We start from the raw sequence: 15,942 nt of genomic DNA, 5'->3' as shown, positions 1-15,942 counted from the left end.
TGTCAAAAATGCGATTTCCTATTACACTTGACCCAAATCAAGAATAATTCCAGAGGAGCATGCAATGACCACCAAATCCAAAGTTGCTTTAAGCGAAGAAAACAAGCCATCGCGCCGTAAGTTCTTTATTGGTGCAGGCGCTGCGGTTGGAGCTGTTGCTGTAGTAAGTCAAACTCCAGTTGGCAAGGCTGTTATCCAAGAAATTAGTGGTGCAAAAGCTGTGAAAGATGCGGGTCAAACAATGACTGCTCACATGCGCAAGTACTACGAATCTACTCTGATCTAACCATCATAGTTTCACTATTGCTTTAACTGTTTCCAAATAATTAAAAAAACTTTCTCAGGGAAATCATATGAGTCTGACTCGTAAATCCGCTACCCCACAAAGCAGTCGCTCCACATCGCGTCTAATTGGTAGTCTGTCACGCGGCTTAAAGGCTGCTGTACCAACGATGGATCGCCGCACATTCTTAAAGCGTTCAGGCGTAGGAGTTGGTGCTGGTATCGCTGCTAGTCAATTGAGCTTTGTGCAAAAGGCCTCAGCCGAGCAAAGCAAGGCAATGCTAGATGGCAAGGGTAAGATTGAAGTCAAGAGATCTATTTGTACTCACTGCTCCGTAGGCTGCGCAGTAGATGCCACCGTTGAGAATGGTGTATGGGTTCGTCAAGACCCAGTATTTGATTCCCCAATCAATATGGGTGCCCACTGCGCTAAAGGCGCCGCCTTGCGTGAGCATGGACACGGTGATTATCGTTTGCGTTACCCAATGAAGTTGGTTGATGGAAAGTACCAACGTATTTCTTGGGACCAAGCCTTAACTGAAATTACTGCGCAGATGAAGAGCATTCGAGAGAAATACTCTCCGGATGCGATGTTCTTTATCGGCTCCTCCAAACACAATAATGAACAGTCCTACTTACTTCGTAAGTGGGTCTCTTTCTTTGGTACAAACAATACAGACCATCAGGCTCGTATTTGTCACTCCACAACGGTAGCGGGTGTTGCAAACACCTGGGGCTATGGTGCGATGACTAATAGCTACAACGACATGATGAATTCCAAAGCTGCTTTGTACATTGGTTCAAATGCTGCTGAGGCACACCCAGTTTCGATGTTGATGCTTTTACATGCAAAAGAAAATGGTTGTAAGGTGATTGTGGTTGATCCGCGCTACACCCGTACTGCTGCTAAGTCTGACCAGTTCATCCGTATTCGTTCTGGTACTGATATTCCTTTCTTGTTTGGCATGCTGTATCACATCTTTAAAAATGGCTGGGAAGATAAGAAGTACATCAACGACCGTGTTTATGGCATGGAAGAGATTCGTAAAGAAGTAATGGAGAAGTGGACTCCTGCAGCAGTTGAAGAAGCTTGTGGTGTTCCAGAGGCTCAGGTTTACCAAGCTGCCAAAACCATGGCAATGAATCGTCCTAGTACCGTTGTTTGGTGTATGGGTCAAACCCAGCACACTATTGGTAATGCGATTGTGCGTGCTTCCTGTATTTTGCAGCTGGCATTGGGTAACGTAGGTAAGTCTGGCGGCGGTACGAATATTTTCCGCGGACACGATAACGTTCAGGGTGCAACTGACGTTGGTCCTAATCCAGACTCATTACCTGGTTACTATGGCTTGGCTGCGGGCTCATGGAAACATTTCTCAACCGTTTGGGGTGTTGACTACGAGTGGATTAAAGGCCGCTATGCGCCCGACATGATGGAGAAATCAGGCACTACTGTTTCTCGTTGGGTGGATGCTGTTCTCGAAAAGAATGACATGATCGACCAGCAGACTAACGTGAAAGGTTTGTTCTTCTGGGGTCATGCGCCTAACTCCCAAACTCGTGGCCTCGATATGAAGCGCGCAATGGATAAATTGGATCTCTTGGTTGTTGTGGATCCATATCCAAGTGCTACTGCTGCAATGGCTGCAATGCCCGCCGCAGAAGGTCAGGCGGTTAATAAGAATCGTAATGTGTATTTATTGCCAGCGGCAACGCAGTTTGAGACCTGTGGTTCTGCTACAGCATCGAACCGCTCATTGCAGTGGCGTGAGAAAGTTATCGACCCATTGTTTGAGTCTGTTCCTGACCACGTGATCATGCAAGCTTTTGCTGATCGCTTAGGTTTCGGCGAAGAGTTGTCTAAGAACTACAAGATACTCAATTCTAAATTTGCTGGTAAGCAATGGAAAGAGCCACAAATTGAAGACATCTTGCGTGAGATCAATCGCTCGTGCTGGACCATTGGCTACACCGGTCAAACCCCTGAGCGTCTAAAAGCACACATGAGAATGGTTGCTACATTCGATCCTAAGACCCTGAAGTCTCGTGGTGGTGTTGACCCGGTAACGGGATACGACACAACAGGTGACTACTATGGTTTGCCTTGGCCTTGCTACGGTACAGCAGCAATTAAGCATCCAGGTTCGCCAAATCTGTACGACACCAGTAAGAGCGTCATGGAGGGCGGTGGAAACTTCCGCGCTAACTTCGGTGTTGAGCGTGAGGGTAAGAGCTTGTTGGCTGAAGACGGTTCATACTCTAAGGGTTCAGCGATCACCACTGGTTACCCGGAATTTGATCACGTGCTCGTAAAGAAATTAGGCTGGTGGGATCAGTTAACTGATGACGAGAAAAAGCTAGCTGAAGGTAAGAACTGGAAGACTGACTTGTCTGGTGGTATTCAACGCGTTGTAATGAAGAACGGTTGCCATCCATTTGGTAACGCCAAAGCACGTGCAGTGGTATGGAACTTCCCTGATGCGATTCCAACTCACCGTGAAGCGCTTTACAGTACAAATGCGCCAATGATGCGCAAATACCCAACTTCTGCTGATAAGAAGAACTTCTGGCGCTTGCCAACCCTCTATAAGACTGTTCAAGATCAAAACTTGAATCAGAAGTTATATGAGAAGTTCCCAATCATTCTGACCTCTGGTCGTTTGGTTGAGTACGAGGGCGGTGGAGATGAGACCCGTTCCAATCCATGGTTGGCAGAACTTCAACAAGAAAACTTTGTGGAGATCAATCCAAAGGCTGCAGCGGACCGCGGCATCAAGAACTGGGATTATGTTTGGGTGAAGTCGCCAACTGGCGCCAAGATCAAAGTGCGCGCAATGGTTACAGAGCGTGTTGATCAAGGAACCGCCTTTGTACCTTTCCACTTTGCAGGTTGGTGGCAGGGCGAAAATATTCGGAAGTACTACCCAGAAGGTGCTGCTCCAGTAGTTCAGGGTGAAGCGGTCAATACTGCAACAACGTACGGCTACGACCAAGTGACGATGATGCAAGAGACTAAAACCACCATGTGTCAAATCGAAAAATTTGCCTAAGTCAAAAAATAAAGTCAGGAGAACACAATGGCAAGAATGAAATTTATTTGCGACACAGAGCGATGCATTGAATGCAACGGTTGTGTCACCGCCTGTAAAAATGATAATGAAGTGCCTTGGGGTGTTAATCGCCGCCGTGTTGTTACGGTAAATGATGGCATCATCGGTCAAGAAAAATCAGTTTCAGTTGCGTGTATGCACTGTAGCGACGCTCCTTGTATGGCGGTGTGTCCAGTAGATTGTTTCTACCGCACAGACGAGGGTGTTGTACTGCACGATAAAGATATCTGTATCGGTTGTGGCTATTGCTCTTTTGCTTGCCCATTTGGCGCGCCGCAGTTCTTAAGTAAGGGCGCCTTTGGTTCCCGTAGCAAAATGGATAAGTGCACATTTTGTAGTGGTGGCCCTGAAGAAAATGGCAGTGTTGCAGAGTTCGAGAAATATGGACGCAATCGTTTGGCAGAAGGCAAGTTGCCACTCTGTGCTGAGATGTGTTCAACCAAAGCATTGATCGGCGGTGATAGCGATATTATTTCCGGCATCTTTAATAATCGTGTTGCGACACGTGAGAAGAATGGCAAGTACCCAGGATCTAAGGCTTTTGGTTGGAACACTGCGTACGGTGGACCAGACGCGCCAGCGCCTACGCCAACACCTGCTGCAAAAATTCCAGGAGCTAAATAATGAAAGTTAATTTCAAATCTCTCGGTTTATGTTTTGCAGCGGCATTGTTGTTGGCCGCCTGCTCTGAGCCACCAGAAATTGCTGCGAAAGCTGCTAAGCGTCCTGATGTGGCCCCTTATATGGGTGCCAATAATGGATTTATGACCAAGAATTGGACACCAGGAAACCAGGCTAGTTGGACTGAGTCGATTGACAAGCGCAATCAAGGTCAAAACGAATACAGTCGCGTTAAGTGATCAACTAAATAATAATAAATAAAACGAAAACGTTTAAGGACATGTGTATGAAACGATCATTTTCTAAAGTTCTACGCACTTTGGTAGTGGCTGCTGGTTTGTCGCTGACTATGGCAAGTGGAATCAGTTTCGCGGAGCGCGCACCGATGTTGCCTTTGCCATCTGCTAGCGGAGTAGATATTCCGCCTTCGTCAGTACCGGCAAATCCAAATGCTTTGGCTAACGGCACTCAAGCACAATCGCAGCCAGCAAACCCTTCCATTTTTACAACAGCAAATAGCGATCCATACAACTTCGTCAGCATCCCTGATAAAGAGGCTAGCGTTTTAATTCAGCGCTCTGGTCAACAATGGCGCTTAATTCGCAATGGTGTTATCACGGTATTCGGTGGCTGGTTGTTGGCCATTGGCTTCTTTGGTATTGCTGCTCTTTTCATCATTAAAGGCCCAATTAAGTTACATGCACCGATGTCTGGCCAAAAAGTCAAACGTTTTAATGGCTTTGAACGCTTTACACATTGGGTGATGGCATTCAGTTTCTTGGCTCTTGCATTTACAGGCTTGTTAATTTTATATGGCAAGTATTTTGCAATGCCTTTAATGGGTGGTGTTGCTTATGGCTCCTTCTTAATGGTTTGCAAAAATATTCACAATTACACTGGGCCGTTATTTACACTGAGCGTTGTTATCTTCTTCCTGCTCTTTGCAAGCAGAAATATCCCAGGTCAAGGCGACCTTACTTGGATCAAGTCATTTGGTGGGATGTTCGGCGGAAAGCATCCTCCTGCGGGCTTCTTTAACTTCGGTGAGAAAATTTGGTTCTGGTTTGGCATGACTTTCTTAGGTTTGGTAATTTCATCCTCTGGTTTTGTGCTCGACATGATCGTTCCTTTCATGGAAGTTCAATATATTCGTGGAACTATGCAGTTAGCAAATATCATTCACAGTTCAGCTTCTATCTTGATGACTACTATGGCTATGGGGCATATTTATATTGGTTCAATAGGTATGCAAGGTTCTCTTGATGGTATGAAGACAGGCTATGTAGATGCTACTTGGGCGAAAGAGCACCATGAGCTCTGGTACAACAAGGTTAATAAATAAGGACAAGGCCATGAAAAAAATCATTGCTTTTACATTCGGCGCATTTGCCTCTGCCGCAGTTTTTGCGACTCTTCCACCGCTGACGCCAGAAGCTCAGGCAGCAGCAGATTTAGCTAAAGCTAAAACTGCTTACGGCGATAAAGTTGGCGCCTATCAGTTATGCCAGGCGCAAAATCGGGTTGCCGATCGTTTTAAGGTAGCTGGGACTGCAGCGCCAGCTGCATGTGTCGCTCCACCACCATTTGTTCCGCCAGTGGTTGCCGCAGCTGCTGCGCCGGCTGCTCCAGTAGCACCAGCCGCACCAGCATCTAAGTAATTAATCGCTGAGCAACTCTTGCTGTAAGTAGCGTTTAGCTGCTGGTGTTTGAGGATTGTTGAAGAAGGGGCCTACGGGTCCCTTTTCTTTTATCTCACCTTGGTCAATAAAGATAATATGTTCAGCCAGCCTTTGTACTTGGGCAAGTTGATGAGATGAAAAAATCACATCTGCTCCCTGCCGATCAAATTGACGGATCAACTCTTCAACTTGCTCGGTAGTCTTGGGATCAAGGTTGGCGGTAGGCTCATCGAGCAAAACCAAATTGGGTTTTTGAAGAATGGCTCTTCCAAGACAAAGCTTTTGTCTTTCACCTGCGGATAATTTTTGAGCTGGGCTGTTGACGAACTTGCCTAGACCCACTTGTTCAATCACGCGGTCTACATCAGCATTCTTAATGGATGCATCTGCATCACAAATTATTGTTAGATTTGTTTTTGCTGAAGCTTTAATCATTGGTGTGTGATGTAAAACCAAAGCCGTTTTTGTTTTAAACGAGTAGCTTACTGTTCCACTATCTGGCTTGATGAGTCCGTCTAGAAGTTTGAGTAGGGTAGTTTTGCCAGCGCCATTGGGGCCAATGCAGGCGGTAATTCTGTCTGCTGGAATCAGCGCATGAGGGATATTTAGGATGGTTCTGCCATTGCTTTTAACAATAATGTCTTTGAGCTCAATGAACTTTTCAAAATGCTCCATTGGATTAGCCATATCGACGCTCCGCAATTTGACGAACTGCAAACGTAAATAAATTGGCCAGAAGGACAATGGTAAGCAAGATGATGCCAAGGGCGAGAGCTAAAGGTAGATCACCTTTGCTAGTCTCTAGCGCAATCGCAGTTGTCATTGTTCTGGTTGAATGATCAATATTCCCGCCAACAATCATGACCGCTCCAACCTCTGATATGGCTCTAGCTAGGCCGGCAAGCACGGCAATGGTCAGCGAGAAGCGGCAATCCCAAATTAACCATTTAAAGCGGGAAAGGGATGGCAATTTGAGGCTCAGAAAGGAATCGCGGTGTATTTTCCAGGAGTCCTCTAATATTTGACGACTGAGGGCGGCTATCAAAGGGGTTGTGAGCAACGTTTGAGCCACGATCATGCCCTTGACGGTAAACAGCCAACCCCAGACGCCAAGAGGCCCTGTGCGTGACAGCATTAGGTATACCAACACGCCAACAATGACTGTAGGAACCCCCATGAGGGTATTCAGGGTCACAATAATGGTCTTTTTGCCTGTAAAACGTTCTGTTGCCAGCAGGGCTCCAATCGGCAGGCCCAAGAGGGTTCCAATTAGAAGGGCAGTAAGGCTGACCTGCAGGGAGACCCAGACGATCCCCAGAACGCTGCCATCAAGGTGGGTAAGCAAGGAAAGGGCGTCTTGAAAAGCTTTTAACATGCGCTTGATTCTATCAAGGCAATGGCAAAATGACTGTAATGAGATTGATTCCCCTATTTTTGACCTATGGCTGAAGTGGTTTGCCTCTGTAATGAGGTCCTCGACGTGGATTTACGCGAATATTTGGATGCTCACCCAATAGACTCGATTGATGAGTTGCGGGAGCAGGCATCCATTTGCAATAAATGCATGCAGTGCCAGGAATTAGTCGAAGGCGAAATCTACTTGGCGCGCGTTCGACGCCAGCGTGCTGCGGGTCAGTTTTAATGAGCCCTAATAAAGCTATCCGTTTCACGGTATTGAGTATGAATGTCCATAAGGGCTTATCCCCCTTGCATCGCTACTCCACGATTTATCAGTTGCGTGAAAAAATGCGCAGCCATCATCCAGATCTTCTTTTCTTGCAGGAGTTGCAACAGGAGCATCGGGGTAGAGCCCGTCGCTTTAGTCAATGGCCGCTAACGGAGTTGACGCACTTCCTTTCGGAAGATTTTTGGCATGATTGGCATTATGGGAAAAATGTGGAGTATCGCGATGGACATCATGGTAATGCCATCCTCTCTAAGCATCCGCAACAAAAGGGAAATAACTACGATATTTCAGCGTATCGCTTTGAGAGTCGTGGCCTGCTTCATAGCGTTACAAGATTGGAAGGGATGGATCTGCCTATTCATTGTTTCTGTGTGCATTTGGCGCTTTTTGAGCGGGGCAGGGAGCGGCAGTTAGAGGCGATCATTAGGCATATCCAGGATCTAACTCAAAATGGACCCACGATCGTAGCGGGAGACTTCAACGATTGGCGTAATCGTGTGAGCGCCCCCATGAAGGCTGCTGGCTTTGATGAGGTATTTGAATTGCTCACCGGCTCCCCAGCAAAAACATTTCCCAGTGTGAAACCATTGCTTCCAATGGATAGGATTTATGTTCGAGGAATAAAAGTACATTCAGCAGAAATTTTGCATGAATGGTTAAAGCTGTCAGATCACCTAGGTATTACCGCTGAATTGGAACTTGAATGAATGATTTATTAGGCTTTTTTATCAATACACAATCTGCATTCAATTTGAGATTGATTTTGCTAATTCACTTCTTATTGGTAACGTATTTTATTGGCGCCATCATTTCTGTAAGAAGACCTGTTGGGGTTGCATTTGCTTGGATTTTTATCGTGATGACCTTCCCGCTAATGGGAATTGCTCTTTACGTACTGATTGGCGAACGTCCCGTGGGAAGAAGTTTGACGCGAAAAATTAAACGCATGAATCTAGAGTATGCGCAAATTACTCAACAGCTATGTCAAGAGTTTGCAAGTGAGAGACAGAAGTTACCTATTGAGTCTAGGGCTTTAAGTTTATTGGCCCAATCCAAGAATGGCACACCAGTAGTGGATGGAAATAAAGTGGAGCTGCATACAAATTCACTAGAAATTCTGCAACTCTTAATTGATGAGATTAATCAGGCAAAAACAAGCCTGAATCTAGAGTTCTATATTTGGGCTTTGGGTGGTGATGCCGATCGAGTGGGTGAGGCTGTTATCGCTGCTTCAAAGCGCGGCGTAGATTGCCGCGTTCTATTGGATTCTTTAGGTAGCAAAGACTGGTTTAAGTCATCTTGGCCTGTCCGATTCCGAAATGCAGGCATTCAAGTAACTGAAGCATTGCCGATTCAGATTGGCCGCTTTCAGTTCCGCCGTGCAGATTTGCGCTTGCATCGAAAAATATTTGTAGTGGATGGTTCTGTAGTGTGGACGGGTAGTATGAATATGGTTGACCCTCGCACTTTTAAGCAGGACTCTGGAGTGGGAGAGTGGGTAGATGCCATGGTTCGCATTGAGGGTCCAGTGGCAGCCCAATTTGAATTGACCTTTGCCTTTGACTGGAGCGTTGATAATCCTAAGATCACCCACTTTAATGATTGCTCCCCTCCAGTGGCGCCAAAGGAGGGTGGGGTCATCGCCCAGGAATTTGCTTCAGGGCCGGTATATCGTGACGATATTTTGTATCAAGTAATGCTCTCGGCCATCATCGATGCACGTGAGGAGCTTACTATTACCACTCCTTACTTTGGTCCGGATGATGGCCTCATGCAAGCATTGATGGCCTCTGCAAGGCGCGGTGTGAACGTGACTTTGATTTTGCCAAAGCTGAACGACTCCACTTTGGTTGCGTGGAGTAGTAAAAGCTTTTATCAGGATTTATTAGCGTCCGGAGTAAAGATTGCTGAGTTTAAAGGCGGACTCTTGCATACCAAGAGTTTGTTGATTGATAAGCGGATTGCAATCTTTGGCTCGGTAAATTTTGATCAACGTAGTTTGCGTCTGAACTTTGAAATTAGCTTGATTGTGTATAACGATGACTTCTGCGCCAATCTTGAGAAGTTAATTGAGTCCTATTTAGAGAAATCTGATTATGTCGATCCTAAGGCCTGGGCAAAGCGCCCGCGCTGGCATCGCTATCTTGAGAACGCAGCACACCTCACTTCGCCACTACTTTAAATCGCGCCGCTTGCCTTCATGCTAGCAATATCTGACTCTACTAACCCCAATTCCTTAAGGATGGAGTCGGTATGATCTCCAACCGCAGGGATGGGATCCATGCGATAGTCATAGCTACTATTTAAACCCGGGGGGAGTAAGGCAGCAATGGCGCCGTTAGGAGTGTCTACTTCAGTCCAGCGATTACGTGCTTTAAGCTGTTCATGCTTCCAAAGACCTTCCATATCATTAAGGTGGGCATTTGCAATTTGCGCTTTTTCGAGTCTCGCGATCAATTGTTCTGAAGTGAGCTGACTAAAGCAGGCATCAATAATTTTTAACAGCTCAATACGCTTTTCATTGCGCTTGAAGTTACGATCAAAGCGCTCATCTTGGGCGAGTGCAGGGTTTTCTAAAACAGTTTCGCAAAACTGAACCCATTCACGTTCGTTCTGTAATCCCAACATGACAGTCTTGCCATCGCCTGCTTTAAAAGGACCGTATGGATAGATGGTGGCGTGAGAGGCGCCATTTCTTGGTGGTGGTTCCGCACCTTTGTAGGCGTAATACAGAGGAAAGCTCATCCATTCGGCGAGGGATTCGAGCATAGAGATATCAATGACCGAGCCTTTGCCTGTTTTTCCTCTTTGCAATAGAGCCGCTAAGATATTCGTATAGGCATACATACCCGCTGCAATATCAGCAATCGAATTTCCGGCTTTGCTGGGTGTTTCAGGGGTTCCGGTAACAGACAAGAATCCGGCTTCACTTTGAATAAGTAAGTCGTAAGCTTTTTTATCGCGATAAGGGCCGTTATTGCCATAGCCAGAGATATCGCACAGGATGAGTTTAGGATTGTCTTTTTGCAAAATCTCAGCTGTGAGTCCCATACGAGCAGCCGCTCCTGGCGCGAGGTTTTGTACTAAGACATCAGCCGTCTTTAGTAATGTCTTGAGTGCTGCAATTGCTGACGGTTGTTTAAGATCTAAGGTCAAACTTTCTTTGGAGCGATTGACCCAAACAAAGTGAGAGCAGAGTCCATCCACTTGGGTGTCATAGCCTCTAGCAAAGTCACCCCCGCCAGGCCTTTCAACCTTGATAACTCGCGCACCTAAGTCTGCTAATTGGCGCGTGCAGAAGGGAGCTGCAATAGCATGCTCTAAAGAAACAACAGTAATGCCATCCAATGGACGAATGCTCATATTAAAGTCTTCTTAGAAGGATCTTGGGAGGCCAAGAACATGTTCAGCAATATAGGAGTAGATTAAATTCGTGGAAATAGGCGCCACTTGATACAGGCGGGTTTCTCTAAACTTTCGTTCAACATCATATTCATTGGCAAAACCGAAGCCACCATGAGTTTGTAAACAGACGTTTGCCGCTTCCCATGATGCTTTAGCTGCCAGGTATTTAGCCATATTGGCCTCTGGGCCGCAGGGTTGGTGATTGTCAAATAACTCACAAGCTTTAAAGCGCATGAGATTGGCAGCTTCTGTTTCTATATAGCTATCAGCAATCGGAAATTGAATCCCTTGATTTTTACCAATTGGGCGATCAAAAACAACTCGGTCATTGGCATAGCGGCGGGCGCGATCGATAAACCAGTAGGCATCACCAATACATTCGGCGGCAATCAGGACTCGCTCGGCATTCAAGCCATCTAGAATGTATTTAAATCCTTGACCTTCGGTGCCAATGAGGTTCTCTGCAGGGATTTCCAGATTGTCAAAGAACACTTCGTTAGTTTCATGGTTCACCATGTTCGCAATAGGTCGCACTTCCATGCCTTTACCAATGGCATCAGCAAGATTGACGATAAAAATCGACATGCCCTCTGATTTGCGTTGTACCTCGCTGAGCGGAGTGGTGCGCGCCAGCAAGATCATTAAGTCAGAGTGCTGAATTCTGGAGATCCATACCTTTTGACCATTGATTACATACTTGTCACCTTTTTTCACTGCAGTCGTTTTCAGTTTGGTGGTGTCGGTACCAGTAGTTGGTTCTGTAACAGCCATGCTTTGAAGACGTAGTTCACCTGTGGCAATTTTTGGCAGATACATTTTTTTCTGCGCGTCTGAGCCATGGCGTAATAGGGTGCCCATGTTGTACATCTGCCCATGGCATGAGCCGGAGTTACCTCCAGAAAAGTTAATCTCTTCCATGATTACGGAGGCTTCAGCAAGCCCTAATCCGGAGCCACCATATTCCTCTGGAATTAATGCAGCCAACCAACCAGCCTTAGTCATGGCATCTACAAAAGCCTCGGGATAGCCTCGTTCATGATCAATTTTTTGCCAATAGACGGAGTCAAACGACCCGCAGAGATCGCGCAATGCTTCGCGCATTTCTTGGTATTGGTCTGGCTTAGGAGTGGGGTGATTCATAAAAGTCTCAACTTATAGGTTTTATGGTTTATTTACTGATTTAGACACTAGTTTAAGCAAGATTTGAAAATCTTGGCTATTGCTTAAAACAGGGCAAAATAGGGTAAATGAAAACCAAAGAAATCCACTCGTATGACAGCGCCTTAGAGGTCATTACTTAATGGACCCCATGTTCGAGCATTTTTTTGGATGGTTTGAAATGCCATCGGTTGGCTTGCCGGCGGTATTTATCAGTGCGTTTATTTCTGCAACATTGATACCGGCTGGTTCCGAACCCATTCTGTTTGGCTATATCACCTTAAATCCCCACTTATTTTGGGCGGCGATTGCTGTTGCCACCATTGGTAATACATTAGGGGGAATGCTAGATTGGTGGCTTGGAGCGTTAGCGCGCAATAGGTTTAAGGCAATGGATGAGCCACGTAATACCCGCCTCAAACGTTGGCTTGAGGAGTGGGGGCCTAAGTTGCTACTGCTCGCCTGGCTGCCTGGATTAGGTGACCCCCTGTGCCTGGCAGCGGGTTGGTTAAAGCTCCCATGGCAGCCATGCCTGATTTATATGTTTCTTGGTAAGCTCTTGCGCTTTATTACGCTTACCTGGTTGCTCACTTTGATCCCAAGCGGTTTTTGGCTCCAGTTGGGTCACTGGTTACATCTCATCTAAACGGCGCAATACTTCTGCTGAATCTCATCATTGCTTAAGAGATTCTGTGCAGTGTCATGAAACACAATTTCACCCTGGTCCAAGATATAAGCCCGGTCAGAAATCTTAAGCGCTTGCTGTACGTTTTGCTCCACCAGCAGAATGGTTAGACCCTCCTGCTTTAGTTTGGCAAAAAGTTCAAACATCTCTTCAACCAAGACCGGCATGATGCCTTCCGAAGGTTCATCGAGCAAAATGACTTTAGGCTTACCAATCATTGCTCTAGCAATGGCAAGCATTTGTTGCTCACCGCCAGACATTGAAGTGCCGTCCTGATGTAAACGCTCTTTTAGTCTAGGGAAGGTTTCAGCGATTTCATCCACCAGGGCACTCATATCGCCAGAATTCTTCTTGGCGATGACTCCAAGCTCCAAGTTTTCTTTGACAGTCAATCCAGGAACAATGCGGCGATCCTCTGGAACATATGCCAGACCTAGATGAAAGCGTTCATGAGCAGGTAAATCTAAAAATGAAGTGCCATCAATAGATGCTTTACCTTGACGTTTGGATAGCAACCCCATCAGAGAGCGAAGGGTAGTGGTTTTACCGGCACCATTACGACCCATCAACGTCACGATCTCTCCTTTATTTACTTCAAGTGAGACGCCTTGCAATACGTGACTACGGTCATACCAAGCGTTTAAGTTTTCTACACGCAACATAGTTTGCTTTCTGTTTAACCTTGACCTAGGTACACGCGACGTACCTCAGCATTATTCTGGATTTCTTCTGGAGTGCCTTCTGCCAAGAACTCACCATGGTGAAGAACGATGATGCGTTTGCAAAGACCCATAATGAGTTTCATCTTGTGCTCAACCAAAATCACTGTCCGTTCGCTGGCAAGTGTACGAATCAATTCCATCATCACTAAAGTTTCTTCTGGAGACATGCCGGCAGTAGGCTCATCAAGCAATAGGAGACTGGGGTTGCAGGCCAATGCCATCGCAATTTCCAGAGCGCGCTGCTGACCATGCGCTAAGTCACCCGTTTTCTTATTGCGTAAGTGTTCTAGGTTGACTCGATGCAGTAATTCATCAGCGATCTCAATTGGTTTTGGATAACTTTGAGCATTACGGAAGAAGTTATAACGCGCCGTTTCCATCTGTGCAGCAACGCGGACATTCTCATGAACGCTCAACTGCTTAAAGACGTTAGTAATCTGAAAGCTTTTAGAAATACCAATGCGAGCAAATTCATGCTGTTGCATACCAGTAATATCTTTGCCATTAAATAGGATCTGGCCGCTAGATGGTGGGAACGCCCCACTTAAGACATTAAAGAAGGTGCTTTTGCCGGCACCATTAGGGCCAATAATTGCCGTAAGCGTTCCGGGCATAAAGCTAGTAGATACATCTTGCAATGCCTTGAACTTGCCAAAGCTTTTGCTGACATGACGTGCTTCAAGAATAGGGGTTGTAGTTGCGCTACTCATTATTTCGAATCCTGATTAATTTGTAGCTTGCTCAGAATGGTTCCCCAGATACCTTTAGGGAAGAACAGCACAAAGAACATGAACACTAAACCAACGACAGCCATCCAATGCTTGGTGAAGGTGGTTACGACATCCTCCAGGTAGAGCATGACTGCTGCGCCGATGAATGGACCAAAGAAGGTGCCCATTCCGCCGAGAATACTCATCATGACTGCCTGGCCAGATTGTAGATAGTGCAGGGAATCAATTGGCACGATAGAGAGGTGGAGGGCGCGTAATGAGCCTGCTAGGCCACAAATCGCCGCTGACAATACAAAGACCAATAGTTTGGTGCGTGCTACGTCAAACCCACAGGCTGCTGCGCGTTTCTCATTCTCGCGGATTGCTTCCATCACAGCACCTAAGGGCGAACTCAGGATGCGGGAAATAAGCCAAATGGCAATCACCACAAAGAAAAGAATGATGTAGTACTTCACCAATGGGTTTAAGAAATCAACTGGGATGCCCAAAATATTGAATTCATCTACGCGGACGCCGCGTAAGCCATTCTCCCCACCAGTAAGACTCTCTGCCTTATAGAAGATGTAATACACAATTTGACCAAGCGCTAAAGTCACCATGGAGAAGTAAATGCCACGAGTGCGAATGGCGAGGTAACCCATGATGAGGCCGCCAATAGCGGCACCAATAATGCCAGCCAAAATAGCAGCACCCCAAGGTACCCCATAGTGAACAATGGCAATGCCAGTGATGTAGCTACCAATACCTAGAAAGGCTGCGTGACCAAAGGATAGTAGACCCATGTAACCAAACAGTAAGTTAAAGCCCATGGCGAATAAACCAAAGATCAAAATATTGATCGCCAATGCTTCGTACGGCATGATGAATGGGAAGATTGCCAAGAACAGCGTACTTGCTAGTACGCGATGACGTGCAATGAGTTGGAAAAATGAATTCATAAATATACAGAGCCTTAGCCCATCGCTCCTGCTTTACCAAATAAACCTTGTGGGCGAATTAACAGCACTACAGCCATCAATACAAAGATAGAGAGTTCAGCTAAGTCAGGGAAGAAGAGGGAGGTCATGCTGTAGACAATGCCCACTAATAAGCCTGCAACGACTGCGCCTACAGGTGAGCCCATGCCGCCTACAACAGTCACCACAAAAGATTCAGCCAAAATCGGAATACCCATCTCTGGATTCACTGAGCGTGTTGGAGAGGCAAGGATTCCGGAAAGACCGGCAATTGCGCAGCCTAATCCAAAAACCAAAAGCCAAACCTTGGCAATGTCGACACCCAAGACCTTTACGATTTCTTGGTCGGCAGCACCCGCTTTAATGATGAGGCCGTAACGGGTCTTTTGAATGAAGAACCAAACGCCCAAAATAACAACGGCAGTTGCTGCAATTAAGAAGAGGCGGTATTTGGGGAAATAGCCGATACCTACATTCACTGTTCCGCCCAGACCCTCAGGGGTGATCGAAGGTAAGCCTTCGATACCAAAGGTAACTCGCATCACTTCAATCAGAACGTATGAAAGTCCGAAGGTCAGTAGCAAGGGGTAGTCAAGACCGCGTCCATAGAGCGGCCTGACCAAAAAGCGCTCAGTGACAAGACCTATGCCACCTGTAAGTAATGGCGTTAGTACTAAGCTAAACCAAAAGCTTCCAGTGATGCCCAGGAAGTAGACGCCTAAAAATGCGCCCACCATAAAGAAGGCACCATGCGCAAAGTTCACCACGTTCAGCATGCCAAAAATGAGGCATAGGCCAAGGGCTAAAAGTGCATAAATACTGCCCAAGGCAATGCCTGTAAGCAGCTGCATGCAAAGAAGTTCAAATGTAAGACCGGTCATAAATATACTCAGAAAAAACTCCCCG

18 protein-coding genes are annotated in these 15,942 nt (G+C 46.3%); 10 read left to right on the top strand and 8 right to left on the bottom strand.

All coding sequences use genetic code 11. From position 1 onward, the window contains the following. Positions 1-64: 64 nt before the first annotated feature. The 6 genes from ICN39_RS04205 to ICN39_RS04180 all read left to right on the top strand — a co-directional run bounded on the left by ICN39_RS04205 (position 65) and on the right by ICN39_RS04180 (position 5,671). Positions 65-286 carry a formate dehydrogenase gene (locus ICN39_RS04205; protein ID WP_216232832.1) on the top strand — a complete coding sequence of 74 codons (222 nt, stop codon included), beginning with the start codon at positions 65-67 and terminating at the stop codon, positions 284-286. Between the two features lie 67 nt (positions 287-353). Further along, positions 354-3,332, top strand: a complete 2,979-nt coding sequence (locus tag ICN39_RS04200; RefSeq protein WP_216232831.1) for a formate dehydrogenase subunit alpha — start codon at positions 354-356, stop codon at positions 3,330-3,332. Between the two features lie 27 nt (positions 3,333-3,359). Next, positions 3,360-4,016 (top strand): formate dehydrogenase FDH3 subunit beta, encoded by a 657-nt coding sequence (fdh3B, locus tag ICN39_RS04195; protein ID WP_215392297.1) that lies wholly within the window; start codon positions 3,360-3,362, stop codon positions 4,014-4,016. Beyond that, a complete protein-coding gene (locus ICN39_RS04190; protein ID WP_216232830.1) occupies positions 4,016-4,252 on the top strand; it encodes a hypothetical protein in 237 nt (78 codons plus the stop codon). Before fdh3B ends, ICN39_RS04190 begins: the two co-directional genes overlap by 1 nt. A gap of 47 nt (positions 4,253-4,299) precedes the next feature. Then, positions 4,300-5,355, top strand: a complete 1,056-nt coding sequence (locus ICN39_RS04185; RefSeq protein ID WP_216232829.1) for a formate dehydrogenase subunit gamma — start codon at positions 4,300-4,302, stop codon at positions 5,353-5,355. A 10-nt stretch (positions 5,356-5,365) separates the two neighbouring features. Next, positions 5,366-5,671, top strand: a complete 306-nt coding sequence (locus ICN39_RS04180; RefSeq protein WP_216232828.1) for a hypothetical protein — start codon at positions 5,366-5,368, stop codon at positions 5,669-5,671. On the opposite strand, the gene ICN39_RS04175 is transcribed toward ICN39_RS04180, so the two are convergent. Beyond that, a complete protein-coding gene (locus ICN39_RS04175; RefSeq protein WP_216232827.1) occupies positions 5,672-6,379 on the bottom strand; it encodes an ATP-binding cassette domain-containing protein in 708 nt (235 codons plus the stop codon). Beyond that, a complete protein-coding gene (locus tag ICN39_RS04170) occupies positions 6,372-7,067 on the bottom strand; it encodes an ABC transporter permease (protein WP_216232826.1) in 696 nt (231 codons plus the stop codon). Before ICN39_RS04170 ends, ICN39_RS04175 begins: the two co-directional genes overlap by 8 nt. Positions 7,068-7,133: 66 nt before the next feature. Here ICN39_RS04170 and ICN39_RS04165 point away from each other — a divergent pair, with 66 nt between their 5' ends. From ICN39_RS04165 to cls, 3 genes are read left to right on the top strand one after another with little or no spacing between them, the layout of a single operon-like run. Beyond that, complete coding sequence (locus ICN39_RS04165; RefSeq protein WP_068321724.1) at positions 7,134-7,334, top strand: (2Fe-2S)-binding protein; 201 nt, start codon at positions 7,134-7,136, stop codon at positions 7,332-7,334. Then, positions 7,334-8,086 (top strand): endonuclease/exonuclease/phosphatase family protein, encoded by a 753-nt coding sequence (locus tag ICN39_RS04160; protein ID WP_216232825.1) that lies wholly within the window; start codon positions 7,334-7,336, stop codon positions 8,084-8,086. Before ICN39_RS04165 ends, ICN39_RS04160 begins: the two co-directional genes overlap by 1 nt. Then, positions 8,083-9,561 carry a cardiolipin synthase gene (gene cls / locus ICN39_RS04155; protein ID WP_216232824.1) on the top strand — a complete coding sequence of 493 codons (1,479 nt, stop codon included), beginning with the start codon at positions 8,083-8,085 and terminating at the stop codon, positions 9,559-9,561. Before ICN39_RS04160 ends, cls begins: the two co-directional genes overlap by 4 nt. Here cls and ICN39_RS04150 read toward each other — a convergent pair. Continuing rightward, positions 9,558-10,742: a CaiB/BaiF CoA-transferase family protein gene (locus ICN39_RS04150; RefSeq protein WP_216232823.1), complete on the bottom strand. Its 1,185-nt coding sequence runs from the start codon at positions 10,740-10,742 to the stop codon at positions 9,558-9,560. The two genes, cls and ICN39_RS04150, sit on opposite strands and share 4 nt — an antisense overlap. A 12-nt stretch (positions 10,743-10,754) precedes the next feature. After that, positions 10,755-11,924 (bottom strand): acyl-CoA dehydrogenase family protein, encoded by a 1,170-nt coding sequence (locus tag ICN39_RS04145; RefSeq protein WP_216232822.1) that lies wholly within the window; start codon positions 11,922-11,924, stop codon positions 10,755-10,757. Between the two features lie 169 nt (positions 11,925-12,093). On the opposite strand from ICN39_RS04145, the gene ICN39_RS04140 reads away from it, so the two are divergent. Next, a complete protein-coding gene (locus ICN39_RS04140) occupies positions 12,094-12,588 on the top strand; it encodes a YqaA family protein (RefSeq protein ID WP_370623673.1) in 495 nt (164 codons plus the stop codon). Here ICN39_RS04140 and ICN39_RS04135 read toward each other — a convergent pair. Genes ICN39_RS04135 through ICN39_RS04120 form a run of 4 tightly spaced genes read right to left on the bottom strand, consistent with a single transcriptional unit; the run spans position 12,585 to position 15,917 of the window. Beyond that, positions 12,585-13,289, bottom strand: a complete 705-nt coding sequence (locus tag ICN39_RS04135; RefSeq protein ID WP_216232820.1) for an ABC transporter ATP-binding protein — start codon at positions 13,287-13,289, stop codon at positions 12,585-12,587. The two genes, ICN39_RS04140 and ICN39_RS04135, sit on opposite strands and share 4 nt — an antisense overlap. 14 nt (positions 13,290-13,303) lie before the next feature. Next, positions 13,304-14,059 carry an ABC transporter ATP-binding protein gene (locus tag ICN39_RS04130; protein WP_216232819.1) on the bottom strand — a complete coding sequence of 252 codons (756 nt, stop codon included), beginning with the start codon at positions 14,057-14,059 and terminating at the stop codon, positions 13,304-13,306. After that, positions 14,059-15,018, bottom strand: coding sequence for a branched-chain amino acid ABC transporter permease (locus tag ICN39_RS04125; protein WP_216232818.1), 960 nt, complete (start codon positions 15,016-15,018; stop codon positions 14,059-14,061). The genes ICN39_RS04130 and ICN39_RS04125 overlap by 1 nt, the downstream gene beginning before the upstream one ends. A gap of 14 nt (positions 15,019-15,032) precedes the next feature. Beyond that, on the bottom strand, positions 15,033-15,917 hold the full coding sequence (locus ICN39_RS04120; RefSeq protein ID WP_216232817.1) for a branched-chain amino acid ABC transporter permease: 885 nt from the start codon (positions 15,915-15,917) through the stop codon (positions 15,033-15,035). Positions 15,918-15,942 lie beyond the last annotated feature (25 nt).

It is taken from the genome of Polynucleobacter sp. AP-Reno-20A-A9 (assembly GCF_018882085.1).
In the GTDB taxonomy this organism is placed as follows: Bacteria; Pseudomonadota; Gammaproteobacteria; order Burkholderiales; family Burkholderiaceae; genus Polynucleobacter.
Note: the sequence above shows the minus strand (reverse complement) of the source record. Positions and strands in the feature narration are given on the sequence as shown.